Source organism: Paracoccus sp. L-17, from assembly GCF_056857655.1.
The window spans coordinates 16,633-42,065 of the sequence record NZ_JBSXNM010000021.1 but is presented as its reverse complement, the minus strand read 5'-3'; the positions used below and the strand labels follow the sequence as shown (position 1 = coordinate 42,065).

Below are 25,433 nucleotides of genomic sequence, written 5' to 3'. Positions count from 1 at the left end.
CCGTGCCAGGCCTTGTGGCGCTGGCGGTCCTGGCCGCCTGCGCCAAGGGCCCGGCGATCGGTCCGGCCCCGCCCCCGCCAAGGCCCGATAACATTCATCACGCCGCCGAAAGCGCCGATCAGGCAAGGCTGCGCAAGGCCCGTGCCCAGCGGAACCGCGCCGCGAACGAGGCTGCGGGTCAGGCCGTCCAGACCAGCGGCCGCAACAGCCGGCAGCAGCGCCTGGCCTACGCCGAGACCGAGGCGCGGCTGCTGTCCCAGGGCCGGCTGCGCCGCGACCGCATCCCGCAAGACGCGCCGATCGACGCCGAAAGCCTGACCCGCGATTTTCTTGCGATCGCGCTACGTGACGAATACAGCCGCGATGGCGGCAACCTGGTGGCCAGCGCCCGCATCGCGCCGCTGCGGCGATGGCAGGAACCGGTGGCGATGCAGGTCGAATTCGGTGCCTCGGCCGATGCTGCGACCCGCAGCCTGTATCGCACCGAGATCGGCCGCTATGCCGCGCGACTGTCCCGTATCAGCGGCCATCCGGTGCGGCTGACGGCCAGCGGCGGCAATTTCATCGTCCTCGTGCTCAGCGACGACGAGCGTCGCCGCATCGGCCCGCGCCTGGCGCGTCTGGTGCCCGGCATTCCCGAACGGGATATCCGGATCATCGAAAATCTGGATGACGACAATTTCTGCACCGCTTTCGCCTATGCCCAGGGCGCGGCCGCCGATTATTCCCGCGCCGTTGTGCTGATCCGCGCTGAATTGCCGCCGCTTCTGCGCGATTCCTGCCTCCACGAGGAACTGGCGCAGGGCATGGGCCTGTCCAATGACAGCCCCGATGCGCGGCCCTCGATCTTCAACGACGACGAGGAATTCGCGCTGCTGACCCGACACGACGAATTGCTGTTGCAGATTCTCTATGACCGCCGGCTCAGGCCCGGCATGACCGAGGCCGAAGCCGCCCCCATCGTCCGCCGGATCGCCGGTGAATTGCTTGGCGAAAGCGCCTGACAGGGCGGTGCCGCGCTTGCGCGGAACAGGCGCTTTGGCCCATGATTGACAGCGGCGCAGCGCCGCCAGGAGGCATATGATGGCGCTTTTCGACATCCTCGGCGGCGAATTCATCGAGATCATCGAATGGACCGACGACAGCCGCGACACCATGGTCTATCGCTTTCCGACCGTCGGCAAGGCGATCAAATACGGCGCGAAGCTGACCGTCCGCGAGGGGCAGTCCGCCGTCTTCGTGCATGAAGGCCAGCTTGCGGATGTCTTCGGACCCGGGCTTTATCTGCTGGAAACCAACAACATGCCGGTGCTGACGCGGCTTCAGCACTGGGACCATGGCTTCCGCAGCCCCTTCAAGTCCGAGATCTATTTCGTCAACACGACCCGCTTCAACGATCTGAAATGGGGCACACGGAACCCGGTCATCGCCCGCGACCCGGAATTCGGCCCGGTCCGGCTGCGCGCCTTCGGCACCTATTCCATGCGCGTGACCCAGCCTGCGCGCTTCATGTCCGAAATCGTCGGCACGGACGGCGAATTCACCCGTGACGAGATCAGCTTTCAGATCCGCAACGTGATCGCGCAGGAGTTTTCGCGCATGATCGCGGGATCAGGGATCCCGGTGCTGGATCTGGCGGCCAATACCGGCCAGTTGGGCAAGATGGTTGCCCGCGCGATCGAACCGGTGATCACCGCCTACGGCCTGTCGATCCCGGAATTCTACATCGAGAATATCAGCCTGCCCGAGGCGGTCGAAGCGATGCTGGACAAGCGCACCTCGATGGGGATCATCGGCGATCTGGACCGGTTCGGCCAATATGCGGCCTCCGAGGCGATGCTGAACGCCAGCCGCAATCCGGGCGGCGCGGGGGCGGGAATGGGCGCGGCGATGGGGGCCGCGATGGGCATGGGCATGGCCCGGCCCGGCCCTTGGGGGCCGCAGCCGCAGCCCGCGCCGCAACCCGCCGCCGCCGCCGTGCCGCCGCCCCTGCCCGACAGGCAGGTCGAAACGGTCTGGCACATCGCCGAGGGCGGGCAGGCGCAGGGCCCCTATGGGCGCGGCCATCTGGGCCGGCTGGTCTCGGAAGGCCGGTTCGGCCGCGACACGCTGGTCTGGACGCCCGGTCAGGACGGCTGGCTGCCCGCCGACGAGGTGCCTGAACTGGCACAGCTCTTTACCATGATGCCGCCGCCGTTGCCGGGCTGATCCGGGCGCCGATGCCGACCCCGCAGACCGAATATCGCTATCCCTGCGAAAATTGCGGCGCCAGCCTGCGATTCCGTCCCGGACAGCAGGTGCTTGTCTGCGATTATTGCGGCTACGAACAGCGCATCGGTGGCGGCGCCGCGCGCGCGCCGGCGCGCCAGCCGAAAGGCGGGGCCGAGGCCGAGGCCGCGATCCTCGCCAATCCCGAAACCGGCCGCGCGCTGCAATGGGACGCGGCGCACAAATCCCCCGATCTTCAGGAAGTGCCGCTGGATCGGGGTCTGCGACTGGACGCGGATTCCGCCATCGCGCAAGACGTGCGCACCCTGTCCTGTCCCAATTGCGGCGCCCGGTTCGAGATCTCGGGCGACAGCCATGCCGCCGTCTGCCCCTTCTGCGCCACGCCGGTGGTCACCGATACCGGCACCAGCCGCAGGATCAAGCCGCAGGGCGTCCTGCCCTTCGCGCTGACCGAGACACAGGCGCGCAAGGCGATGGAGGACTGGCTGGGCGGGCTGTGGTTCGCGCCCTCCGGTCTGACCGCCTATGCCCGGCGCGGTCGCCGGATGCGGGGCGTCTATCAGCCCTTCTGGACATTCGACGCCGATACCGTTTCGGCCTATTCCGGCCAGCGCGGCGACGCCTATTACGAAACGATCCATGTCACGCAAGAGATTGACGGCCGCCAGCAGCGCGTGCCCCGTCAGGTCCGCCGCATCCGCTGGCGCCCGGTTGGGGGCCGCGTGACGCGGCGCTTCAACGATGTTCTGGTGCTGGCCTCCGCCTCGCTTCCGCGCCGTTTCTCGGACGGGATGACGCCCTGGGATCTGTCGCATCTGCGTCCCTACAGCCCCGAATATCTGGCCGGTTTCGAGGCCGAGGGCTATACGATCCCGCTGGCGGACGGCCATGCCATCGCGCGCCAGGACATGGCAGGGGTCATCCTGAACGACGCCCGCCGCGATATCGGTGGCGATGAACAGCGCGTCGACCGGATCCAGACCGATTACGCGGCCGAGACCTTCAAGCATATCCTGCTGCCGGTCTGGGCCGCCGCCTATCGCTATAACGGCCGCAGCTTCCGCTTCGTGGTCAACGGCCAGTCCGGGCGGGTGATGGGTCAGCGGCCCTGGTCGGTCTGGAAGATCGCGGCCGCGATTCTTGCCGCTCTGGTTGCTCTGGCGGTTTTCCTGTATCTCGGTCAGGCAGGCGGTTATGTGTAGTTCGGCCGGGGTGCGGACGGATTGTCATACCGGGATGGTGAGGGGGCTGGAATGATCCTGTGCGCGGGCGAATCGCTGATCGACATGGTGCCCGAGAACGGCAATTTCCGCCCGCTGGCGGGCGGGGCGGTCTATAACACCACGGTCGCGCTTGGCCGTCTGGGTGAACCCACCGCCTATCTGTGGCCGATCAGCCGCGATCCCTTCGGCGAGGTGCTGCTGCGTCCGCTGCTGGAGGCCGGGGTCAATGTCGATCTGTGCCCGCGCACCGACCGGCTGACGACGCTGGCGCTGGTCACGCTGATCGGCGGCGATGCGCATTACGCCTTCTACGACGAGGGTTCCGCCGGCCGGATGCTGGCGCCCGAAGACATTCCCGCCCTGCCCGCCGATATCGAGGCGATCTTCGTGGGCGGGATCAGCCTTGTTCCCGATCCCTGCGGCGCCGCGATCGAGGCGCTGGTGGCGGCCAATCACCACGATCTGCCGGTGATGATCGACCCGAATATCCGCCCGTTCTTCATCCAGGATGCGGCTGCCTTTCGCGATCGCCTGTCCCGCCTGCTGCCCCTCGCCGATATCGTGAAATTGTCCTCGGATGATCTGGAATGGCTTCATCCCGGCCTTTCGTCCGAAGATGCCGCGCGCGAGGTTCTGCGAGGCGGAACCGGCATCGTGCTGCAAACCGGCGGCGCTTCGGGGGCGCGCGCTTTCTGGGCCGGCGAGACCGTCAGTGCCCCGGCCGTGCGCACCAATGTCGCCGACACGATCGGCGCGGGCGACACTTTCAACGCGGGCGTTCTGGCCAGCCTGCGCCGCCAGGGTGTGCTGACGAAGCAGGGCCTGGCATCGATCGGCCCCGGCCAGATCCGCGGCGCGCTGAGCCTTGGCGCGCAGGCCGCCGCGATCACCGTCTCGCGCGCCGGCGCGAATCCGCCCTGGGCACATGAAATGCCTGCCGAGGTCACCTACCCCTAGCCGGGGCTTGCGATGCCCGACGGCTCACGCGCCGTTTCCGCCAAGGGCAGAAGCGGCGCGTCGCGCATTTTCATCTGACGGCTTTCGGGCGATCCCCGTTCCCGCCGTTCCCCATCTTCGCGCGGCGGCAGAGCCGATCGCGAAAAGATCAGCCGCCAATCACGCGGCCAGACTTCTCGGCAAGCTTGGCGCGGTTCCAGAGCCGGTCCATCTCGGCCAGATCGCTGTCCTCGGGGCGGCGGCCCTCGGCGGCCAGGGCGGCCTCGATGGCGCGGAAACGGCGGGTGAATTTCGCATTGGCGCGGCGCAGGGTCCGTTCGGGGTCGATCTTCAGATGCCGCGCCAGATTGGCCATGACGAACAGAAGATCGCCGAATTCTTCCTCCATCGCCCCCGGGTCCGACAACTCTTGCGCCTCGACCAGTTCGGCGGTCTCCTCGGCGATCTTGGCCAGAACGTCGCCCGGACCGGGCCAGTCGAAACCCACCCGCGCGGCCCGGTTCTGCAACTTGATCGCGCGGGTCAGCGCCGGCAACCCCAGGGCTACGCCGTCCAGCGTCCCGCCTTCGGCCTTGCCGGCCCGCTCGGCGGCCTTGATCGCCTCCCAGTCCTGGACCTGCTGTTCGGCCGACTTGTCGCGGGATTCGTCGCCGAAAACATGCGGATGGCGGAACACCAGCTTGTCCGAGATGGCGGCCGCGCAATCGGCGAAATCGAACAATCCCGCCTCTTCCGCCATCCGGGCGTGAAAGACGACCTGCAGCAGCAGGTCGCCCAGTTCGCCCGGCAATTCGTCCCAGGCCTCGCGCTGGATCGCATCCTCGACCTCGTGCGCCTCTTCGATCGTATAGGGCGCGATCGAGGCGAAATCCTGCTGGATATCCCAGGGGCATCCGGTTTCGGGATCGCGCAGCGCGGCCATGATCCGCAGCAGGCGCAGGATCTCGGCCTGGGGATCGCGACGTCGCGAGGAGGAACTGGTATCGGCCATTGCTTTTCCCGGTCCGAGCGGTGCAGATGCCCCGACTGCCACAGAGAAAGGCGCAAGTCCACATGCCCGTGCTGAACCGCATCGCCGATTTCGCAGACCAGATGACCGCGTGGCGCCGCCACCTTCATCAGCATCCCGAACTGGGCTTCGACTGCCACATGACCGCCGCTTTCGTGGCCGCGCGACTGCGCGAATTCGGCGTGGACCAGATCCACGAGGGCATCGGCCGGAGCGGCATCGTGGCCATCATCGAAGGCCGGGGCGACGGGCCGACCATCGGATTGCGCGCCGACATGGACGCGCTGCCGATGGATGAGACGACCGGCTTGCCCCACGCCTCGCAGGTCGCCGGGCGGATGCATGCCTGTGGCCATGACGGCCATACGACGATGCTGCTGGGGGCGGCGAAATATCTGGCCGAGACCCGCAATTTCGGCGGCCGGGTGGCGCTGATCTTTCAGCCGGCCGAAGAGGATGGCGGCGGCGGCGACGCCATGGTCCGCGAGGGCATGATGGATCGCTTCGGGATCAGCCGCGTCTTTGCGATGCATAACAGCCCCGGACAGGAAACCGGCAGCTTCCAGACCACGCCGGGCCCGATCATGGCCGCGGTGGACCGCTTCGACATCCATGTGAAGGGACAGGGCGGCCATGGTGCGATGCCGCATCTGACCGCCGATCCGGTCGTCGCGGCTGTGGCCATCGTCAGCGCGATCCAGACGATTTCAAGCCGCAACCATTACGCGCTGGACGACCTGGCGCTGTCGGTGACGCAGATTCATACCGGCAGCGCGGATAACGTCGTGCCCGACGGCGCCTGGATCTGCGGAACCGTGCGCAGCTTCGAGCCGCATGTCCGCGACATGGTGCGCCGCCGTATGGCGCAGATCTGCGATGGTCAGGGCGCGGCCTATGACGTTTCGGTGACGCTGGACTATCAGCAGGGCTATCCGGCCACGGTGAACGATCCGCGCGAGACCGATTTCGCCGTCGCGGTCGCGCGCGAGATCGCCGGAGAGGCCAGGGTCATCGCCGATGCTGGCCGCGAGATGGGGGCCGAGGATTTCAGCTACATGCTGAACGCCCGTCCCGGATGCTATCTGTTTCTGGGCCAGGGCGAGGGGCCGGGGGTGCACAATCCCGGCTATGATTTCAACGACGAGATCGCGCCGGTCGGCGCCAGCTTCTTCGCCCGGCTGGTCGAGCGGGCGCAGCCGCCGGCGCGCTGATCGGAGCCGCGTTCGTCGGCCGGGGCCGCGCGGCGGAGGGCGGCGGACCGCACCGCGATGTCCGGACAGGAATGATGACCGGGCAGGATCGGCCCGGCAGATGCCCGCCATCGCGTCGAGCCGGAACGGAAGGCGGGCCGGGCGGGGCCCGGCCCGGTCGCTGCCGCTGGGCCTTGCGCCGCGCGTGCCGCGCGGGAGACGGCGCACGGCAGTGTGACGGGATCTGACCGGCCGCGACAGCGGCGCCCGAGGCAGTTTCTTGCCAAGGGCAGGCGGCGCGGATAGGTTGCGCGCCAATTCGCAAGGGCGGGGTCCGGGATTTCCGGGCCGGCCTTCCGATCGCTGACACCAATGTAAGGACGACACATGTTCGCAACCCCCGCTTTCGCTCAGGCTTCCGGCGCCGCCGGTTCGGGCGCCGCCTTCGCGCAGTTCATCCCGCTGATCCTGATCTTCGCGATCATGTATTTCCTGATGATCCGTCCGCAGCAGAAGCGCGTGAAACAGCACCGCGCCATGGTCGAGGCGCTGAAGAAAGGCGATCAGATCGTCACCCAGGGCGGCATCATCGGCAAGGTCGCCAGCATCCGCGACGACGATCTGGAAGTCGAGATCGCCCCGGGCGTGAAGGTGCGCGTGGTCCGCTCGACCATCTCGCAGGTGCTGGGCAAGACCGAACCGGTCGCCGCAAACAAATGATCCGCCAGACGCGAAAGGCGTAAGCCGCAATGCTTCAGATCGACCGATGGAAGCGCATCCTGATCATCGGGATCTGCCTTCTGGGACTGGCCTATGCCATGCCCAACCTGTTCTACAAGCGCGTCGAGGCCCATAACGACGCCATCACCACCATCGAGAAGACCGGTGCCAGCACTCCGGAACTGGATGCGGCCCGCGCCGGCTGGCCGGGCTGGCTGCCCAGCGGGCTGGTCAATCTGGGGCTCGATCTGCGCGGCGGTGCGTATCTTCTGGGCGAGGTCGAGGTGGCCCAGGTCTACAAGGCCCGCATGGACGCGCTGTGGCCCGAACTGCGCCGCGCGCTGGCCGACGAGCGCGCCACCATCGGCGCGGTTCGCCGCCTGGATTCGCCCGATGGCACGCTGAAGGTCTCGATCGGAAATCCCGACCAGATGGCCCGCGCGACAGAGATCGCGCGCGGCTTTTCCGATCCGGTCACCACGATCAGCGGCGCCGGGCAGCAAAGCCTTGCCATCACCGCCGAGGGCGGCGCGATGACGATCCGGTTGTCGGATGCCGAAAAGGCCGTCACCGATGACCGCACGATCCAGCAATCGCTGGAAATCATCCGCCGCCGCGTCGATGAGGTCGGCACCCGCGAACCCACCATCACCCGACAGGGCGAGGATCGGATCCTGATCCAGGTGCCGGGCATCGGCTCGGCGGCGGAACTGAAGGCGCTGATCGGGACCACGGCGAAACTGACCTTCAATTCGGTCGTGGCGACAGGCGGCAATGCTGACGCGCCGACCGATCCGGGGCAGATCGTGCTGCCGGATGCCGAACGCGAGGGTGTCTATTACACGCTCGAGGAAAGCCCCGTCGTGACCGGTGAAGAGCTGAACGACGCCCTGCTCTCGACCGACCAGAACGGGCTGCCCTCGGTCGATTTCCGCTTCAACCCCGGTGGCGCGCGCAAGTTCGGCGCCTATACCAGCGCCAATGTCGGCCAGCCCTTCGCCATCGTTCTGGACAATCAGGTGATCTCGGCCCCGGTGATCCGGCAGCCGATCACTACCGGTTCGGGGCAGATTTCCGGGTCGATGAATTTCGACGAGGCGAACCGCCTGGCGGTGCTGCTGCGCGCCGGCGCCCTGCCGGCCAAACTGACCTTTCTGGAAGAACGCACCGTCGGCCCCGAACTGGGACAGGACAGCATCGACGCGGGCAGGATCGCCTCGGCCGTGGGGTTTGTCGCGGTGATCGTGCTGATGATCGCCTCTTACGGGCTGTTCGGGGTGTTCGCGTCGCTGGCCCTTGCGATCAACATGGGCCTGATCTTCGGCGTGCTGTCGATGATCGGGGCAACGCTGACGCTGCCCGGCATCGCGGGCATCGTGCTGACCATCGGCATGGCGGTGGACGCCAACGTGCTGGTCTTCGAACGCATCCGCGAAGAGATGAAAACCGCACGCGGCCCCGCGCGCGCGATCGAATTGGGCTATGAACGGGCGATGTCGGCCATCGTGGACGCCAACATCACGACGCTGATCATCGCGGCGATCCTGTTCGTGCTGGGGTCCGGGCCGGTCAAGGGCTTTGCGGTGACGCTGAGCATCGGCATCGTCACCTCGGTCTTTACCGCGCTCTACGTCACCCGGCTGATGACCGTCGCCTGGTTCGAACGCGCCCGCCCCCGCCAGATCGAGGTGTGACATGGCTTTCCGTCTGAAACTGGTTCCTGACGAGACGAAGATCGACTTTTTCCGCTGGCAGGTGCTGACCTTCGGCATCTCGTCGGCCCTGGCGCTGCTGTCGGTCGTGGCGTTGCTGATCTTCGGGCTGAATTTCGGCATCGACTTCAAGGGCGGGACCACGATCCGCACCGAATCGACCCAGCCGATCGATGTCGGGGTCTATCGCCAGGCCCTGCAGCCGCTGAATCTGGGCGACGTGTCCATCACCCAGGTCTATGATCCCGGCTTCCGTGCGGATCAATACGTGGCCCAGGTCCGCATCGGCGCCCAGAGCGGCGCGGAAGCGGTCACGCCGCAGACCATCGAGGCGGTCCAGGGCGCGCTGAAACAGGTCGATCCGCCGATCACCTTCCCGTCGGTCGAATCGGTCGGCCCGAAGGTCTCGGCCGAGCTGATCCGGACGGCGGTCTATTCGGTCCTGACGGCGCTGGTGGCGATTTCGGTCTATATCTGGCTGCGCTTCGAATGGCAGTTCGCACTTGGGGCGATCGTCTCGCTGGTCCATGACGTGCTGATCACGATGGGCGTTTTCGCGGTTTTCCAGATCAAGTTCGACCTGACCACGATCGCGGCGCTTCTGACCATCGTCGGCTATTCGATCAACGACACCGTCGTCGTCTTCGACCGCCTGCGCGAAAACCTGATGAAATACAAGAAGCGGCCGCTGCGCGATCTGATGAACCTGTCGGTCAACGAGACCCTGTCGCGGACGGTGATGACCTCGGGCACGACGCTGGTGGCGCTGATCGCGCTGCTGGTGCTGGGCGGCGACGTGATCCGCGGCTTCGTCTTCGCGATCACCTTCGGGATCGTGATCGGCACCTATTCCTCGATCTATGTGGCCAAGAACGTGGTTCTCTGGCTGGGTGTCAAGCGCGACTGGACGAAGAAGGATCCCGGTCAGGACGGTTCGCCCGTGTCGGGCGCCGAGGCCCCCTGATGGCGATGCGGCCGACCGATTTCGGCGGCGCGGTGGCGGTCGACGGCTATGGCCCCGGCTTTTTCCGCGTCGGCGGCGAGGTCTTTCACGGCCCCGTCCTTGTCACCGATGGCGGTGGCCAGGGTTGGGGCGGGCTGGACGATACCGATGCGCTGCTGGCATTGTCGGGCCGCGTGGACGTGCTGTTCCTGGGGATGGGCGACCAGATCGCCCATCCGCCGCGCGATCTGGTCGAGGCCCTGGAACAGGCCGGCGTGATGGTCGAGGCGATGGCCTCGCCCACCGCGGCGCGAACCTACAACGTCACCCTGGGCGAAGGCCGCCGGGTCGCCTGTGCGCTGCTGCCGGTATGAATCTGCTGTCCGTCCATGATCTGGCCGTGTCGCGCGGCGGATTGCGGGCGGTCGAGGGCGTCTCGTTCACCCTGGCGGCGGGCAGGGCACTGATCCTGCGCGGTCCCAACGGGATCGGCAAGACGACGCTTCTGCGCACGATCGCCGGGCTGCAACCGGCTGTCGGGGGGCGCATCGACCTGGCCGAGGATGCCGTGGCCTATGCCGCCCATGCCGATGGCCTGAAGGGGCAACTCAGCGTGGCCGAGAACCTGCGCTTCTGGGCGCGGGTCTTCGGCGGCGGCGGAACCCGCGACGCGCTTGAGGCGATGAACCTGAAAGCCCTGGCAGAGCGGCCGGCCGCGGCGCTGTCGGCGGGCCAGAAACGCCGGCTGGGGCTGGCGCGGCTGCTGGTGACCGGCCGCCCGCTCTGGGTGCTGGACGAACCCACCGTCTCGCTGGATAGCGCCTCGGTCGAACGTTTCGGCGCCGTCATCCGCGCGCATCTGGCAACGGGAGGCGCGGCGCTGATGGCCAGCCATACCGACCTTGGGCTGAACGAGGCGCGCGAACTGGACCTGACGCCGTTCCGCGCCCGGCCCGGCAGCCCGCGACGACCCGCCAGTTTCAACGAGGCATTCGCATGAGCGTCGACGCCGAAGCCGCGCGCCGCCCGGCCTTCCGGACCCGGCGATGCCGATCCGGGCCGGAGGCGGGCCGCGGGCGCGGGTCCGCCGCCGGCGGCGCGGCGCCGGCAGAGGGGCGGAAACATCCATGCTTGCCCTGCTGAGACGCGATCTCGTGCTGGCTGTCCGCGCAGGCGGCGGCTTCGGCCTTGCGGTGGCGTTCTTCCTGATCATCAGTGCGCTGGTGCCTTTTGGCGTCGGACCGGGCGTGGCGGCCCTGCGTCCCATCGCCGCAGGCATCCTCTGGCTTGGGGCGCTGCTGTCCTGCCTTCTCTCGCTGGACCGCATCTTCGCACTGGACCATGAAGACGGCAGCCTCGATCTGCTGGCCACCGCCCCGGTCCCGCTGGAAGGCGCCGTCGCCGTCAAGGCGCTGGCGCACTGGATCACCACCGGCCTGCCGCTGGTCGCGGCATCGCCCCTGTTCGGCATCCTGCTGCACCTGCCGGGTCAGGCAATGCCCTGGCTGATCATCTCGCTGCTGATCGGCACGCCCGCGCTGTCGATGCTGGGCGCCTTCGGCGCCGCGATCACCATGGGCCTGCGCCGGGGCGGGCTTCTGCTGTCGCTTCTGGTCCTGCCGCTGTATATTCCCACGCTGATCTTCGGGACCGAAATCGTGCGCCGCGGCGCCGACGGCGGCGATCCGGGCACGCCGATCCTGTTTCTCGCCGGCATCACCCTGGCGGTTCTGGCGCTGGTCCCCTTTGCCGCCGCCGCCGCCCTTCGCATCAACCTTCGCTGATGTGACTTGAGCCCCGTCCGCGCCGCCGCTAGGGAATGTCCATGTCGATCTGGGAATATGCAAACCCCGTCAAGTTCATGCGCCTGTCCGACGCGATCCTGCCATGGACGGTGGCCGGCGCGGCGATCTTCACGATCGGCGGCGTCCTGTGGGGGTTCCTGACGCCACAGGACTACAGGCAGGGCGCGACGGTCAAGATCATCTTCCTGCACGTGCCCTCGGCGATGATGGCGATCAACATCTGGGTGATGATGCTGGTCACGTCCCTGATCTGGCTGATCCGCCGCCACCATGTCAGTGCGCTGGCCGCCAAGGCGGCTGCCCCGGTCGGCGCCGTGATGACCCTGATCGCGCTGGCCACCGGCGCGATCTGGGGCCAGCCGATGTGGGGAACCTGGTGGGAATGGGATCCGCGCCTGACCTCTTTTCTGGTGCTGTTCCTGTTCTATATCGGCTATATCGCGCTGTGGTCCGCGATCGAGGATCCCGACAGCGCCGCCGACCTGACCGGCGTTCTCTGCCTTGTCGGATCGGTCTTCGCGCTGCTGTCGCGCTATGCGGTTCTGTTCTGGAACCAGGGCCTGCACCAGGGCGCCTCGCTCTCGGTCGCGCCGGGCGAACGGATGAGCGCGGTCTATCGCTATCCGCTGTATCTGTCGATGCTGGGCTTTTTCCTGCTGTTTCTGGCGCTGCTGCTGATCCGCACCCGGACCGAGATCCGCCGCCGGCGCCTGGCCGCGCTGCAAGCCCGGGAGACGCGCGCATGATCGACCTTGGCAAATACGCGGTCACCGTGCTGGCCGCCTATGGCGTCACCGCCGCGCTGCTGATCGGCATCGTCTGGCAAAGCGCGGCCGCCAATGCCCGCGCCCGCCGCGCGCTGGAAAAGCACCAGGGCCATGGCTAGGGTTTGCCGCCTTGTCGCGATTGCGGCGCTGGTTTTGGCGGCGCTGGCGGCGCTGTTGCTGTGGAACATGGATCGCGTCAACCCCACAGGCCCGTCCCCGGCCCTGATCGGCAAAAAGGCCCCGCCCCTGCCGGCGACGGTGCTGGCGGGAAAGCCCGGACTGACCGACCCGATGCTGCGCCAGCCGGGCCTGAAGCTGGTGAATTTCTGGGCCAGCTGGTGCCCGCCCTGCCGTGCCGAACATGCGACGCTGACAACCCTGTCAAAGCAATTGCCGGTCTATGGCGTCGATCTGAAGGATTCGCCGGCCGATGCGGCCGCGTTCCTGGACAGATACGGCGATCCATTCCGCGCCATCGCCGCCGATCCCGCCGGTCGCGCCGCGCTGGATTGGGGTGTGACCGGCCCGCCCCAAACCTTCATCATCGACGGCAAGGGCACGGTGCTGTTCCGCTTTGCCGGCCCCTTGCTGCGCGAGGACTACACCAACCGGTTCCTGCCCGAACTGGAAAAGGCACGACAGGCCGCGAACTAGACGGGGCGCCCCTGTCGCCAACAGCAAGCCCCGCGCCCGTTTCCGACGGCCCTTCAGGCAGTCCCGGACCGGGGGCGGGTGCCGGTCGGAACCGATGCGGCTTGCGCGCGAGGGTTGCGCGCGACAAACTGATCTCAATCCAACGACAATCAGGGAGGTCAGCGATGACACGCACCGGAATTCTCATGACGCTTCTGGCGGGCAGCGTCTGGACCATGCCCGCGATGGCCCAGCAGGCCGCCGACAGCGTCGATCCCGAAGCCGCGACCGCAGCCCGGGCGCAGGCCACCCCCGAAGCCTTTGCCGGTCTTGGCGAGGCCGCCCGCGCCGCGATGGATGCGAAACAGGCGGGCAAGCCCGTCTCGGCGCCGAACTGGATGGTGGCGGCCGCCAACCCGCTGGCGGTGGAGGCCGGCGCCAAGGTGCTGGAGGCCGGCGGCAGCGCCGCCGACGCCATGATCGCGGTCCAGACGGTGCTGGGTCTGGTCGAACCGCAAAGCTCGGGCCTCGGCGGTGGGGCCTTCCTGGTCTGGTATGACGCCGAAAGCGGCGAGGTCACGACGCTGGATGCCCGCGAAACCGCCCCCGCCGAGGCCACGCCGACGCTGTTTCAGGACCAGAACGGCGAGCCGCTGAAATTCATGGAGGCGGTGGTCGGCGGACGGTCGGTCGGCACGCCGGGCACGCCGGCGCTGCTGGAAGAGGCGCATCGCCGTTGGGGCAAGGCCAATTGGCGCGGGCTGTTCGATCCCGCCATCGATCTGGCCGAGAATGGCTTTGACGTGTCGCCGCGCCTGGCCTCGCTGGTCGCCGAGGAAGGCGAGGCGCTGCAACGCTTTGGCGCGACCGCCGATTACTTCTTTCCCGGCGGCACTGCCATCGCGGCCGGCGATACCTTGAAGAACCCCGCCTATGCCAAGACCCTGCGCCGCATCGCCGCCGACGGCAGCCGTGCCTTCTATACCGGCGAAATCGCACAAGACATCGTTGCCACGATCCGCAACGCCGAGGGCAATCCGGGCGTCCTGTCGACCGAGGATCTGGCGCGCTACAAGGTGATCGAACGTCCTGCGGTCTGCGTCGAATACCGCGACAACGAAGTCTGCGGCATGGGCCCCCCTTCGTCGGGCGGGCTGACCGTAGGGCAGATTCTGGGCGCGCTTGGCGGCTATGATCTGGCCGGCCTGGGGGCCGACAACCCGGAAAGCTGGCGGCTGATCGGCGATGCCTCGCGCCTGGCCTTCGCCGATCGCGGCCGCTACATGGCCGACAGCGACTTCGTGCCGATGCCGACCGAGGGTCTGCTGGATCCCGATTATCTGGCCGGGCGCGGCCAGCTTCTGTCGGGCGACGACGCGCTGCCCGAGGTCAGCGCCGGATCGCCGGGCTGGAGCCATGCCTGGCTCTGGGGGCAGGACAGCGCGATCGAGTTTCCCTCGACCTCTCAGATCTCGATCGTGGACGGGGACGGCAATGCGCTGTCGATGACCACCACGATCGAGAACGGCTTCGGTTCGCGCCTGTTCACGCAGGGCTTCCTGCTGAACAACGAATTGACCGATTTCAGCTTCGAAACCCGTGACGAGGCGGGTTATCCGATCGCCAACCGCGTCGAACCGGGCAAGCGGCCGCGTTCGTCGATGTCACCCAGCATCGTGATGAAGGACGGCAAGCCGGTTCTGGTCATCGGCTCGCCCGGCGGCAGCCGGATCATCGGCTACGTCGCCAAGGCGATCATCGGTTACGTCGATTGGGGTCTGGACGTGCAGCAGGCAGTGGCGTTGCCCAATATCGTGAACCGCTTCGGCACGATGGATGTCGAGGCGGGCACCGATGCGGCCGCCCTGGTTCAACCGCTGACCGAACTGGGCTTCGAGGTGAATGAGACAGAGCTGAATTCCGGCCTGCATGGCATCGCGGTCACGCCCGACGGCCTCGAGGGCGGGGCCGATCCGCGCCGCGAAGGCATCGCCATCGGCGGCTAGCAGGAACTGACACGGCGCGGCTGGTTCCGGCCGCGCCCACCCGCCGGGACGGGAATGGGCGGGGCCTAGGCTGCGCTGTCCTGCAGATCCAGATCGAGGGTCCTTCCGGCGAACCGGATCTCGGCCAGGCGATGGGCGGCGATCAGGATGGCGGCGTCGGGCAGCCAGTCGCGGATGCCGTGCAGAACTCGCGCGGCGGTGCGGGCGTCCAGCCCCTCGGTCGGCTCATCCAGCAGCAGGATGCCGGGGCGCTGGATCAACACCCGTGCCAGAGCCAGCCGGCGCGCCTGCCCGCCCGAAAGCCCGGCGCCGCCCTCGCCCAGAACGTGATCCAGCGGCAGATCGAGCCGGCAGCAATCCAGCACGGCGCGCAGATCCGTCTCGGACGCCGCGGGCGCGGCCATCCGCAGCGTGTCCCGCAGACTGCCGGCCACGAGGGCGGGCCTCTGGGTCAGGTAGCCGATGGTTCCCCCGCGACGGATTTCGCCCTGCACGGGGGGAACCAGCCCCGCGACAGCGTTCAGAAGACTGGTCTTGCCCCGCCCGCTGACGCCTTTCAGCGCGACCGTCTCGCCCGGTGCGACAGACAGGTCCAGCCCGGTCACGACCGGCGGCAGACCGGGCGCGGCGGCCACGGCAAGACACGTCAGGGCCAGCCCGGCCGGCCCCGCCACGTCCGGGGCGGCGGGCGCGGATCGCGGTTCCAGCAGCGGCGCGATGCGGGCGGCGGCGCCGCGCATCCGACCCAGTTCGGCGATGCCGCGCTGCAGCGCCAGGGCCAGTTCGCCCATCGCGAGGGCCGCGAAAACCGCCAGGGCGGCCTGCGGGGCCGTGATCTGCGCCTGCATTGCCAGGCGTCCCGCCAGCCACAATGTTCCCGCCAGCGTCATGGCACCGGCGGCCTGCAAGGCCGCGGTGGCGCGATGTTCGATCCGCGCCTGTGCCAAGGCCGCGGCGCGTGCCCTGCGATCCTGCGACAGAACGGTTTCGCGCGCAGCAGTCAGCCGGCCCGCCACGGCCAGCCAGTCGCGACCGCGCAAATGATCGACCGTGGCCGAGCGCAGCGCCTGTCGTCGCGCTTCGGCCTCGGACGAGGGACCGAAAGCCGCCTTGCCGGCCCATGCCAGCACCGCGACCGCGCCGGAAAAAGTCGCCCCCGCGACCCACAGCGCGACCGAGGGTGCGACCAGCAGCCACAGACCGGTGAGGACCGCAAGCGCCGCGATCAGCAGGGCCAGCAGCGGAAAGACCAGCCGGATCGCCAGGCCATCCAGCGCATCGACATCCGCCGTCAGCCGATTCAGCGCCTGCCCGCCCCTGAGCCGCGATTGCAGCGTGAAGTCGGCCCGTGACAGCCCGTCCAGCAACCGCACCCGCAACCCGGCCAGAACCTTCAGCGTGGCGTCATGCGTGGCCAGGCGTTCGCCGTATCGGCTGCCGGTGCGGGCAATGGCGAGGAACCGGATCCCGGCCGAGGGACGGAACACGTCGAACACCGTCCCCAGCCCGGCCAGCCCGGCCATGCCCGCGGCCAGGATGAACCAGCCCGACAGCGCCAGAAGCATGATACCGCTGAGAGCCACGGCGGCCGACAGCGCGAAGCCGCGCAGGATCGCGCGGCGCTGGTCGCGCCAGAACAGCGTCGCGATCGTCAGCAGCGGTGTCATCGTCCAACCTCGATCCGGCGCGGCAGCGCCTTGATGAGCCGCGCATCATGGCTGGCCGCGACCAGCGTGGCACCCTTGCGGTGCATTTCCAGAAGCCCGGCGATGACGGCCTCGGCGGTGCCATCGTCCAGATCGGCCGTCGGCTCGTCGGCCAGGATCAGCGCCGGCCTGCGCAGGGCGGCGCGGGCGATGGTCAGCCGCCGCGCCTCGCCGCCCGAGACACCGGCGCCGCTTTCCCCCAGGCGCGTCTCCAACCCGTCTGGCAAACGCGCGACAATGCCCTGGGCGTCGGCCAGGCGCAGCGCATCGGCGATGGCACCGGGAGTTGCGGGCCGGCCGGAGGTCAGTTCCTCCCGCAGGCTTACATCGCGGAAATGCGGCTTTTGCGGGATCAGCGCCAGTGCCGCGCGCCAGTCGTCGGCGTTGCTTTGACCAAGCGGCACCCCGTCGATCCGCAGCGCGCCATAGCCCGGCAACAGCCCGGCAATCGCCAGCAGAAGCGCCGATTTGCCCGCGCCCGAGGGACCGGTCAGCGCCACCCCCTCGCCCGGCGCGATGATCAGGTCGGGCAGCGCATGGCCGCGCAGCACCAGCCCATGCGTGGTGACGGTGCCGGCAAGCGCCCTGCCCGCATGGCCCGCGCCCAGAATCGCGGGCACGGGCACGGCGGCATCGGCCAGCAGATCGCGGGCGACGGCCTGGGCCGCGATCCGGTCGTGCCAGGCGGCGGCCATGTCGCGCAGGGGCTGAAAATAGGCCGGGGCCATCAGCAGCAGGAATATCGCCTCGGCCAGCCCAAGATCGCGGCCCCAGGTGCCGAAATCCAGCGCGCCCAGCAGCGTGAAGCCCACGAAGACGGCCATCATCGCCACACCAAGCGCCGCGAACAGTTCCAGCACCGCACCGGACAGGAAGGCGACGCGCAGGACGGCCATCGTGCGCGCCCGCAGCCGGTCGGCGCGCAACGTGAAATCCGCCAGCATCGCCCGCCGCGCGCCCAGCAGGCGGATATCCACCAGCGCGCCGATCCGGTCCAGCATCAGCGCATTCAGATCCGAGATCTCGTCCATCTGCCGTTTCGCGGCATCCCGCGCCGCCAGACCGATCAGCGCCATGAACATCGGGATCACCGGCCCGCTGATGGCCAGGATCAGCCCCGCCGCCCAGGACAGGCCGGTGCTGACCGACAGGATCAGCAAGGGCATCACCGCCACGCGGGCACGAACCGGGTGCCAGCGCAGCAGATAGGGTCGCAGCATCTCGATCTTGTCCACCAGCAAGGCGGCGGTTGCCGCGGACGAGGGCGCGGCGGCCTCGGGCGCGCGGCGATCGGCGCGGCACAAAAGCGCGGAACGGGTATCGGCGATCACCGCATCGGCGGCCGCCTCGGCCCGGCCTGCCGCCCAGAGGCCCGAAACGGCGCGCAGGATGCCGATCGCGGCCACGCCGCCGGCGCACCAGCTCAGGGCCACGACGCGCCCGGTGGCCAGCCCGGCCAGCGCCCAGGCCAGCAGCGCGGCCTGCGGCAGCCACAGCGCCTCTGCCAGTGTGCTCAGGGATGCGGACAGACGCAGGGCGCGTTGCTGCGAAGCCGCCATGCGGACCAGTTCGGCGGGGATAGGAGCGGGTTCGCGAGCCATGCCGCCGGTCTCGCGCGGACGGGGCGGGCCGTCAATGCGCCGCTGCGTCGCGGCGACCGCGCGGCCGGCGACGGGCTGTCACGCGCAACACGCGCCTGACGCCCAGCGGCAGCGACCGGACCGGGCCTGCCCGGTCCGACCCCCCTTTTTTTGCCCTTCCGCCGCGGCGTCCGGACTCGCCAACCGGCTTGGGCCGCGCAGCCGGGCCACAGGTCCCGCGCCCCGTGGCACAGGGCATGGATGCGCGCTTGACGCCTGACGGGGCGCGCGGCAAGCAGGCGGAATGATCGACCTGCGCCCCGTGGCCCATCCCATCGGAAAGATCCTGATCGTGCTGGGCGCGGGCATGACCCTGCCAATGGCGCTGGATTGGTGGGACGGCAATCCGAACTGGACCATCTTTCTGCAATGCAGCCTGCTGACCATGGTCGCGGGTCTGCTGACGATGGTGGCCACCGGAGGCGAGGAACGCTCGCTCACCATCCAGCAGGCGTTCCTGGTCACCTCCGGGCTGTGGGCGGTCCTGCCGATCTTCGGCGCGCTTCCCTTCATCCTGGGTCAGCCCGAGGCCAGCCTGACCGACGCCTATTTCGAAGCCATGTCCGGCGTCACCACCACCGGGACAACGGCGTTTCCGGCGCTGGATGACCTGCCCAGGGGCGTGCATCTGTGGCGCGGCATCCTGCACTGGAGCGGCGGGCTGGGGATCGTGGTGGTGGCGATGGTCTTTCTGCCTGTGATGAAGATCGGCGGCATGCAGTTCTTCCGCTCGGAAGGGTTCGACACCCTGGGCAAGATCCTGCCCCGCGCCGGACAGATCGCGGCCGAGATGACCCGGCTCTACCTGTTTCTCACCGCCGCCTGCATCGTTACCTACCTGTTGCTGGGCATGACCGGATTCGATGCGGTGATGCACGCTTTCAGCACCGTTTCGACCGGCGGATTCTCCAACTATGATGCCAGTTTCGGCCGCTATCTGGGCGCGCCGGAATGGGCGGCGTCGGTGTTCATGATCCTGGCCTCGATCCCCTTCATCCGCATGGTGCAGGCGATGCGCGGAAATTTCGTGCCCTTTTGGCGCGATGTCCAGATCCGCGCCTATCTGCGCTGGATCTTCTATGCCTGCGCGATCATCGTCGTCTATCGTCTGCTTTACGTTCAGCAGGACGCGCGCCCGGCCGAGGTCATCCGCGAAACCGTCTTCAACACGATCTCGACCTTTTCGGGGACGGGATTTTCCTCGACCGACATCACCCAGTGGGGGCACCTGCCCTTCGCGATCCTGATCGTCTGCGGGCTGATCGGCGGCTGTACCGGCTCGACCGGCTGTTCGGTCAAGGTTTTCCGCTATCTGGTCCTGTTCGAGGCCGTGCGCGTGCAGGTCCGCCGGATGCATTCGCCGCACCGCATCTATGCCCTGCGCTACGAGGGCCGGCCGCTGGACAAGGATGTGGTCGATTCGGTCATGGCCTTCTTCACGCTTTTCATGCTGTCCTTCGGTCTGCTGATCGTCGGACTGTCGCTGACGGGTCTGCATCCGAAGACGGCGCTGACCGCGGCCTGGACGGCGATCGCCAATGTCGGCCCGGCCTGGGGGCCGGAGGTGTCGGAAAACGGCTCGATCGCGGATTTTCCCTTGGCGGCCAAGTGGATGATGATCTTCGGCATGTTTCTGGGGCGGCTGGAACTGATCTCGGTCCTGGTCCTGTTCTTGCCGCGCTTCTGGCAACGATGACCGTCAGAGCCGTTTCTCGAAGAACAGATCGGGATAGGGATCGTCGTTGAACCGCGGGATCGCGGTCCAGCCGAGGCGCCGATACAGGGCCACGGCCTCGCGCAGCGCGCTGTTGGTGTCCAGCAGCAGACGCGCCCTGCCCTGTGCGCGGGCACAGTCCTCGATCCGGTCCATCATCCGCCGCGCCAGCCCCAACCCGCGCGCCGAGGGCGCGACCCAGACGCGCTTGACCTCGGCGCTTGTGCCGTCCGGACGGCCCTTCAGGCCGGCGCAGCCGATCGGCATGTCCTCGGCGACCGCCACCAGAAACACCCCGCGCGGCGGCATCATGTCCGCCGCCTCGGGATCGCAGGACAGCGACACGTCGAAGCCGCGCGCGAACCGTCTGGCAAGTTCGCCGTAATATTGCCGCAGACAATGCAGCGCCGCCGGATCGCGCGGATCGACCTCGCGCAGCGCGATCCGGTCACGCCCGAAAGCCGTCGCGATCAGGTCCATTGCCTCCAGCAGGGCTTGCCTCTGGGGATGGCGGTCCAGCAAGGCCCGGGCGCGATCATCGGCGATCGCCTCGTAGGCGTCGAATTCGGCCCGCCCGGCCTCGGTCAGCCTCGCCCGCCGCCGCCGTGCATCGCCCGGATCGGCCGTCATCGCGATCAGCCCCTCGGCCTCCAGCCCGCGCAGAAGCCGGCTCAGCAGACCGCTGTCCAGTTCCAGATCGGCGCGGATCGCGGCCACGTCCTGCCGGCCCCGGCCGATCGCATTCAGAACCCTCGCCGCGCCAAGCGGCCGGCCCCGCCCCAGAAACGACCCATCCAGCGCCCCGGTCTCGGTCGTCACGGCGCGCTGGAACCGGCGCAGGCGCAGAACGGGATCATCATACATCGCAAGCCTCGCGATCCTTACCTGACCTTGGTCAGCTAAATCCGATCGCGATGCCGCGCAAGCCTGGATGTTGCCGATCGGTCGGCCGCAGCGGAGGCTGCGGTGAGGAAACGCCCCGCCGTTAATATTTCCTTGTCCGCCGAACTACCGCAGGGCCCCCGCGTTGTCACGACAGACATCATCACGGAGGACGACGCATGATTACCCGCAAAGGATCGGCCAAATGGGACGGTGGGCTGAAGGATGGCAAGGGCCTGGTCTCGACCCAGTCCGGCGCATTGTCCGATCAGCCCTATGGCTTCGGCACCCGGTTCGAGGACAAGCCGGGCACCAATCCCGAGGAATTGATCGGCGCGGCCCATGCCGCCTGCTTTTCCATGGCGCTGGCGATGATGCTGGAACAGGAAGGCATCTCCGGCGTGAGCATCGAGACCAGTTCGAAGATCGGCCTGGACAAGGAAGGCGAGGGGTTCGCGGTCAAGACCGCCCATCTGGTGACGACGATCGGCGCCGACGGCGATGAATCGAAGGTGCTGGAGGTGGCGCAGAAGGCCAAGGAAGGCTGCCCGATCTCCAAGCTGCTCAACGCCGAGATCACCATGGAGGCATCCGTTCGCTGATGCTGATCCGGATCGGGCACGAATTCGTCATCAAGACGGCGCAGGACACGCCGCTCATCTGCATGACCGCGCCCCATGTGGCGCGGCATGCCGATTTCGTCGCGCCCGAGGCGGTTCACACCGCGCCGCAGGTTCCGGTTCACGATTATTTTGACAGATACGGCAATATCTGCCGGCGCATGACCGCGCCGGCGGGACGCTTCGTGCTGTCGAGCGACGTCACGCTGCATGATAACGGCTTGCGCGATCCGGTGGACGAAAGCGCCGAGGAATGGCCGGTCGAGGGGCTGCCCGACGAGGCCCTGTCCTTTCTTGGCGGCTCCCGATATGTCGAGACCGACCTGATCAGTCAGGAGGCCTGGGACCGGTTCGGCGGCATGAAACCCGGCTGGGGCCGGGTGCAGGCGATCGTCGATCACGTCCACGGCCGGATCCGGTTCGACTACCAGCAGGCCCGCGCCACCCGCACGGCCACCCAGGCCAACAGCGAATGCGTCGGGGTCTGCCGCGACTTTGCCCATCTGGCGCTGGCCTATCTGAGGGCGCTGAACATCCCCGCCCGCTATGTCAACGGATATGTCGGCGACATCGGCGTTCCGGCGGATTCCGCTGCGATGGATTTCGCGGCCTGGATCGAGGTTTTCCTGGGCGGCCGGTGGTGGACCTTCGATCCACGCAACAACCAGCGCCGGATCGGCCGGGTCGTGGTCGCCCGCGGCCATGATGCGGCCGACGTGCCGCTGATGAACAGTTTCGGCCAGCATGTGCTGGAAAGCTTTCGCGTCTGGTGCCATCCCGTCGACGGGTCCGGAAGGGAACTGGACGGGATGCTGTTCGCATGATTTGGAGTCTCGAGGATGGTCGCCGCCCTGATGGCCGGCGATCTCCGTCGCCTTGGCATGCTGAAAGCGGTCTGGAAGGGCGCGGAGCCCGGCTGGGATCAGACCATCATTTCCTTCGTGGCGGTCAGTCCCAGATCGGGATGATCGCGTTCGACGCGGTCGATGTCCCATTGCAGGCGCGTGAGATAGACCAGATCACCGTCATGGTCCTGCGCCATCTGGCCCTTGTTGGCATTGGCGAAAGCCTCAACCTTGTCCTTCGGTCCCGTCACCCAGCGGGCCGAGGTGAATTGCGAGGCCGCGAACCGGACCGGAATGCCGTATTCCAGTTCGATCCGGCTGGCCAGGACATCGAATTGCAACGCGCCGACGACGCCGACGATGAATCCCGACCCGATCATGGGCTTGAAGACCTTGGCCGCGCCTTCCTCGGCGAATTGCATCAGGGCCTTTTCCAGATGCTTGGCCTTCATCGGATCGGTCGCGCGCACCGATTGCAGCAATTCGGGCGCGAAGGACGGGATGCCGGTGAAACGCAGCGCCTCGCCCTCGGTCAGCGCATCGCCGATGCGCAACTGGCCGTGGTTCGGAATCCCGATGATGTCGCCGGCCCAGGCCTCGTCGGCCAGTTCACGGTCCGCGGCCAGGAACAGCACCGGATTGGACACGGCCATGGGTTTCTTCGTGCGCACATGGGTCAGCTTCATGCCGCGTTCGAAATGACCCGATGCAAGGCGAACGAAGGCAACCCGGTCGCGATGCCTGGGGTCCATGTTGGCCTGCACCTTGAAGACGAAACCGGTAACGGCCTTTTCCTCGGGCGCGATCTCGCGGTTGGCGCTGTTCTGCGGCTGCGGCGGGGGGCCGTAGGCACGGATCCCGTTCATCAATTCGCGCACGCCGAAGGAATTGATCGCGCTGCCGAACCAGATCGGCGTCAGATGGCCTTCCAGAAAGGATTTGCGATCGAAGGCGGGCAGCAATTCGCGCGCCATCTCGACCTCTTCGCGCAATCTGGAAAGAAGCTCGTCGGGCAGGTGCCGGGCCAGTTCGGGATCGTCCAGACCCGCGATGCGGATCGATTCCGCCACCCGGTTGCGATCGGCCCGGTCCATCAGATCCAGGCGGTCGTGCAGCAGATCATAGCAGCCCAGGAAATCGCGGCCCTGCCCGATGGGCCAGGACGCGGGGGACACGTCGATCGCAAGGTTTTCCTGGATCTCGTCGATGATCTCGAAAACATCGCGGCTTTCCCGGTCCATCTTGTTGCAGAAGGTCAGGATCGGAAGATCACGCAGACGGCACACCTCGAACAATTTCCGGGTCTGGCTTTCCACGCCTTTCGCCCCGTCGATAACCATGATCGCCGCATCGACAGCCGTCAGCGTCCGGTAGGTATCCTCGGAAAAATCGCTGTGGCCCGGCGTATCGACCAGGTTGAAACGGTGCCCGTCATAGTCGAAGGACATCGCCGAGGCCGACACAGAAATGCCGCGATCCTGTTCCATCTTCATGAAATCCGATCGCGTCCGGCGCGCCTCGCCCTTGGCGCGGACCTGTCCGGCCATCTGGATCGCGCCGCCATAGAGCAGGAACTTCTCGGTCAGCGTAGTCTTGCCTGCATCCGGATGCGAAATGATCGCGAAGGTCCGGCGGCGGGCGATGTCGGCGGGAAGATCGGGGCGGTTCTGCATGGCGCGCATCTAGCGCGACAGAGGGGAAAGCGCAATCGCGCATCAGGGCCGCACAGGACGGCCGAACCATTGCAGAACATGCAGGGAAACTGCGCAATAATAGATGAATGCAAATCGTGATCGCGACAATTTGGCTTAAGTATTGACAGTATGTTAATCAGATTACCAATATCAAAAGGTTGTTTCTGGATCGCTCTTTCTTGCATATAAATGCCGAGAATGATCCTGGCGCGTTCGCGCGCATTTCCGGCCGGTACATGGTGATGGTTAACGATCTCAGGAAAGTGTATCACATGACGCTCGACACTTCTTACGATCAGATGATGCATATCCTCTCGGCACGAGGGCTGGAATGGGTCCGGCGCCATGTCGACGCGCTGCCCGATCCCCTGCCGGCCGGACATGACGCCGTGGCGCCGTTGTCCCAGGCCGCGCGCCTCGCGCCGGTCTGTTCCGGGTTGCGCGGCAGTGTCTCGCCACTGGAGATATTCGTGCGGCGGCGTCTGGATGATCGGCTGGTTGCGGAGGTCTGCGATCTGATACGCCGCAAGGGGGCCGAGCCCGAAATCTGTGACACGCTGGCGGCGGCGCAGGGGCTGGGGCTTGGCGGCGGCGCGCTTTATCGCGCGATCAGGGATTTCTGCGACCGCGACGATCTGGATCTGGCGGCGCAATTGGCCTTGCAGACCAGACCCGCGCCGCCCTTGCTGACCGCGGCCGAGGAATGGTTGCGCCGGCCGCTATCCGCCGCCGCTCTGACCGCGGATCGGGCCGACCTGTTCGGGCGCCTGGTGATGCAGATCTACGGCTTTGGCGCACAGCGCCCGAAACTCAGCACCGCGCGTGCCTATGGCGAGATCTTCGAGAATTGTCTGCGGATCGCGGATTGGGCGCTGCGTCGAAAGGATCTGACGGTGCTGGCCCGGATCATCTATTGCATCTGCCTGATCGACCCCGATCACGATGTCGGCCCATGGCTGTCCGACATCGTCGCAAGCCAGCGTCCCGACGGCTCATTCCCGGACCGGACCGGATTTGGCACGCAAGATCAGGATTTCGCGGTCGCCGGACGGTCCACGATCGCGGCTGTCGCGGCGTTGCACATGGTGCGCTATCGCCGCTGGCACAAACCGCCGCCCGACCGGATGGCGGCCTGATC

At 67.4% G+C, this 25,433-nt stretch carries 24 protein-coding genes; 19 read left to right on the top strand and 5 right to left on the bottom strand.

Annotation, left to right across the window (positions count from 1 at the left end):
• The first annotated feature begins 2 nt into the window (after nucleotides 1–2).
• From AC13CR_RS01710 to AC13CR_RS01695, 4 genes are all read left to right on the top strand, one after another.
• Nucleotides 3–1,004, top strand: a complete 1,002-nt coding sequence (locus tag AC13CR_RS01710; RefSeq protein WP_292950599.1) for a DUF2927 domain-containing protein — start codon at nucleotides 3–5, stop codon at nucleotides 1,002–1,004.
• A gap of 79 nt (nucleotides 1,005–1,083) precedes the next feature.
• Nucleotides 1,084–2,208: an SPFH domain-containing protein gene (locus tag AC13CR_RS01705; protein ID WP_292950597.1), complete on the top strand. Its 1,125-nt coding sequence runs from the start codon at nucleotides 1,084–1,086 to the stop codon at nucleotides 2,206–2,208.
• Between the two features lie 11 nt (nucleotides 2,209–2,219).
• Complete coding sequence (locus AC13CR_RS01700) at nucleotides 2,220–3,431, top strand: TFIIB-type zinc ribbon-containing protein (RefSeq protein ID WP_335661878.1); 1,212 nt, start codon at nucleotides 2,220–2,222, stop codon at nucleotides 3,429–3,431.
• Nucleotides 3,432–3,482: 51 nt separating this feature from the next.
• Entirely contained in the window at nucleotides 3,483–4,409 is a 927-nt protein-coding gene (locus AC13CR_RS01695) for a carbohydrate kinase family protein (protein ID WP_292950593.1), read from the top strand.
• Between the two features lie 148 nt (nucleotides 4,410–4,557).
• On the opposite strand, the gene mazG is transcribed toward AC13CR_RS01695, so the two are convergent.
• Complete coding sequence (gene mazG / locus AC13CR_RS01690; protein WP_292950591.1) at nucleotides 4,558–5,400, bottom strand: nucleoside triphosphate pyrophosphohydrolase; 843 nt, start codon at nucleotides 5,398–5,400, stop codon at nucleotides 4,558–4,560.
• A 62-nt stretch (nucleotides 5,401–5,462) separates the two neighbouring features.
• Here mazG and AC13CR_RS01685 point away from each other — a divergent pair, with 62 nt between their 5' ends.
• The 11 genes from AC13CR_RS01685 to ggt all read left to right on the top strand — a co-directional run bounded on the left by AC13CR_RS01685 (nucleotide 5,463) and on the right by ggt (nucleotide 15,194).
• Nucleotides 5,463–6,629 carry a M20 aminoacylase family protein gene (locus AC13CR_RS01685; RefSeq protein WP_292979062.1) on the top strand — a complete coding sequence of 389 codons (1,167 nt, stop codon included), beginning with the start codon at nucleotides 5,463–5,465 and terminating at the stop codon, nucleotides 6,627–6,629.
• A gap of 366 nt (nucleotides 6,630–6,995) precedes the next feature.
• Complete coding sequence (gene yajC, locus AC13CR_RS01680) at nucleotides 6,996–7,328, top strand: preprotein translocase subunit YajC (RefSeq protein ID WP_292958107.1); 333 nt, start codon at nucleotides 6,996–6,998, stop codon at nucleotides 7,326–7,328.
• A gap of 29 nt (nucleotides 7,329–7,357) precedes the next feature.
• On the top strand, nucleotides 7,358–9,022 hold the full coding sequence (secD, locus tag AC13CR_RS01675) for a protein translocase subunit SecD (RefSeq protein ID WP_446236522.1): 1,665 nt from the start codon (nucleotides 7,358–7,360) through the stop codon (nucleotides 9,020–9,022).
• 1 nt (nucleotide 9,023) lies between these two features.
• Entirely contained in the window at nucleotides 9,024–10,004 is a 981-nt protein-coding gene (gene secF, locus AC13CR_RS01670; RefSeq protein ID WP_292958103.1) for a protein translocase subunit SecF, read from the top strand.
• Entirely contained in the window at nucleotides 10,004–10,357 is a 354-nt protein-coding gene (locus AC13CR_RS01665; protein ID WP_335661875.1) for an Mth938-like domain-containing protein, read from the top strand. The genes secF and AC13CR_RS01665 overlap by 1 nt, the downstream gene beginning before the upstream one ends.
• Nucleotides 10,354–10,983, top strand: coding sequence for a heme ABC exporter ATP-binding protein CcmA (ccmA, locus tag AC13CR_RS01660; protein WP_292958099.1), 630 nt, complete (start codon nucleotides 10,354–10,356; stop codon nucleotides 10,981–10,983). Before AC13CR_RS01665 ends, ccmA begins: the two co-directional genes overlap by 4 nt.
• Before the next feature lie 127 nt (nucleotides 10,984–11,110).
• Entirely contained in the window at nucleotides 11,111–11,767 is a 657-nt protein-coding gene (gene ccmB / locus AC13CR_RS01655) for a heme exporter protein CcmB (protein ID WP_292958097.1), read from the top strand.
• Between the two features lie 41 nt (nucleotides 11,768–11,808).
• A complete protein-coding gene (ccmC, locus tag AC13CR_RS01650) occupies nucleotides 11,809–12,534 on the top strand; it encodes a heme ABC transporter permease CcmC (RefSeq protein WP_292958095.1) in 726 nt (241 codons plus the stop codon).
• On the top strand, nucleotides 12,531–12,674 hold the full coding sequence (ccmD, locus tag AC13CR_RS01645) for a heme exporter protein CcmD (RefSeq protein ID WP_292958093.1): 144 nt from the start codon (nucleotides 12,531–12,533) through the stop codon (nucleotides 12,672–12,674). Before ccmC ends, ccmD begins: the two co-directional genes overlap by 4 nt.
• Nucleotides 12,667–13,209, top strand: a complete 543-nt coding sequence (locus AC13CR_RS01640) for a DsbE family thiol:disulfide interchange protein (RefSeq protein WP_292958091.1) — start codon at nucleotides 12,667–12,669, stop codon at nucleotides 13,207–13,209. Before ccmD ends, AC13CR_RS01640 begins: the two co-directional genes overlap by 8 nt.
• Before the next feature lie 164 nt (nucleotides 13,210–13,373).
• Nucleotides 13,374–15,194, top strand: a complete 1,821-nt coding sequence (ggt, locus tag AC13CR_RS01635) for a gamma-glutamyltransferase (protein WP_482900385.1) — start codon at nucleotides 13,374–13,376, stop codon at nucleotides 15,192–15,194.
• 65 nt (nucleotides 15,195–15,259) lie between these two features.
• Here ggt and AC13CR_RS01630 read toward each other — a convergent pair whose 3' ends face one another.
• Nucleotides 15,260–16,861, bottom strand: coding sequence for an amino acid ABC transporter ATP-binding/permease protein (locus AC13CR_RS01630; protein ID WP_293767497.1), 1,602 nt, complete (start codon nucleotides 16,859–16,861; stop codon nucleotides 15,260–15,262).
• Nucleotides 16,858–18,501 carry an ABC transporter ATP-binding protein/permease gene (locus tag AC13CR_RS01625; protein WP_292958085.1) on the bottom strand — a complete coding sequence of 548 codons (1,644 nt, stop codon included), beginning with the start codon at nucleotides 18,499–18,501 and terminating at the stop codon, nucleotides 16,858–16,860. The genes AC13CR_RS01630 and AC13CR_RS01625 overlap by 4 nt, the downstream gene beginning before the upstream one ends.
• 283 nt (nucleotides 18,502–18,784) lie before the next feature.
• On the opposite strand from AC13CR_RS01625, the gene AC13CR_RS01620 reads away from it, so the two are divergent.
• Nucleotides 18,785–20,236, top strand: coding sequence for a TrkH family potassium uptake protein (locus AC13CR_RS01620; protein WP_292958083.1), 1,452 nt, complete (start codon nucleotides 18,785–18,787; stop codon nucleotides 20,234–20,236).
• Between the two features lie 3 nt (nucleotides 20,237–20,239).
• Here AC13CR_RS01620 and AC13CR_RS01615 read toward each other — a convergent pair whose 3' ends face one another.
• Nucleotides 20,240–21,118 carry a bifunctional helix-turn-helix transcriptional regulator/GNAT family N-acetyltransferase gene (locus tag AC13CR_RS01615; RefSeq protein WP_292958081.1) on the bottom strand — a complete coding sequence of 293 codons (879 nt, stop codon included), beginning with the start codon at nucleotides 21,116–21,118 and terminating at the stop codon, nucleotides 20,240–20,242.
• Between the two features lie 197 nt (nucleotides 21,119–21,315).
• Here AC13CR_RS01615 and AC13CR_RS01610 point away from each other — a divergent pair, with 197 nt between their 5' ends.
• Nucleotides 21,316–21,738: an OsmC family protein gene (locus tag AC13CR_RS01610; RefSeq protein ID WP_292958079.1), complete on the top strand. Its 423-nt coding sequence runs from the start codon at nucleotides 21,316–21,318 to the stop codon at nucleotides 21,736–21,738.
• Entirely contained in the window at nucleotides 21,738–22,580 is an 843-nt protein-coding gene (locus AC13CR_RS01605) for a transglutaminase-like domain-containing protein (RefSeq protein WP_292958077.1), read from the top strand. Before AC13CR_RS01610 ends, AC13CR_RS01605 begins: the two co-directional genes overlap by 1 nt.
• 98 nt (nucleotides 22,581–22,678) lie before the next feature.
• Here the strand turns inward: AC13CR_RS01605 and AC13CR_RS01600 are convergent, their stop codons facing one another.
• Complete coding sequence (locus AC13CR_RS01600) at nucleotides 22,679–24,283, bottom strand: peptide chain release factor 3 (RefSeq protein ID WP_414692185.1); 1,605 nt, start codon at nucleotides 24,281–24,283, stop codon at nucleotides 22,679–22,681.
• Nucleotides 24,284–24,567: 284 nt separating this feature from the next.
• Between AC13CR_RS01600 and AC13CR_RS01595 the strand changes: the two genes are divergently transcribed.
• Nucleotides 24,568–25,431 (top strand): hypothetical protein, encoded by an 864-nt coding sequence (locus AC13CR_RS01595; protein WP_292978390.1) that lies wholly within the window; start codon nucleotides 24,568–24,570, stop codon nucleotides 25,429–25,431.
• Nucleotides 25,432–25,433: the final 2 nt, after the last annotated feature.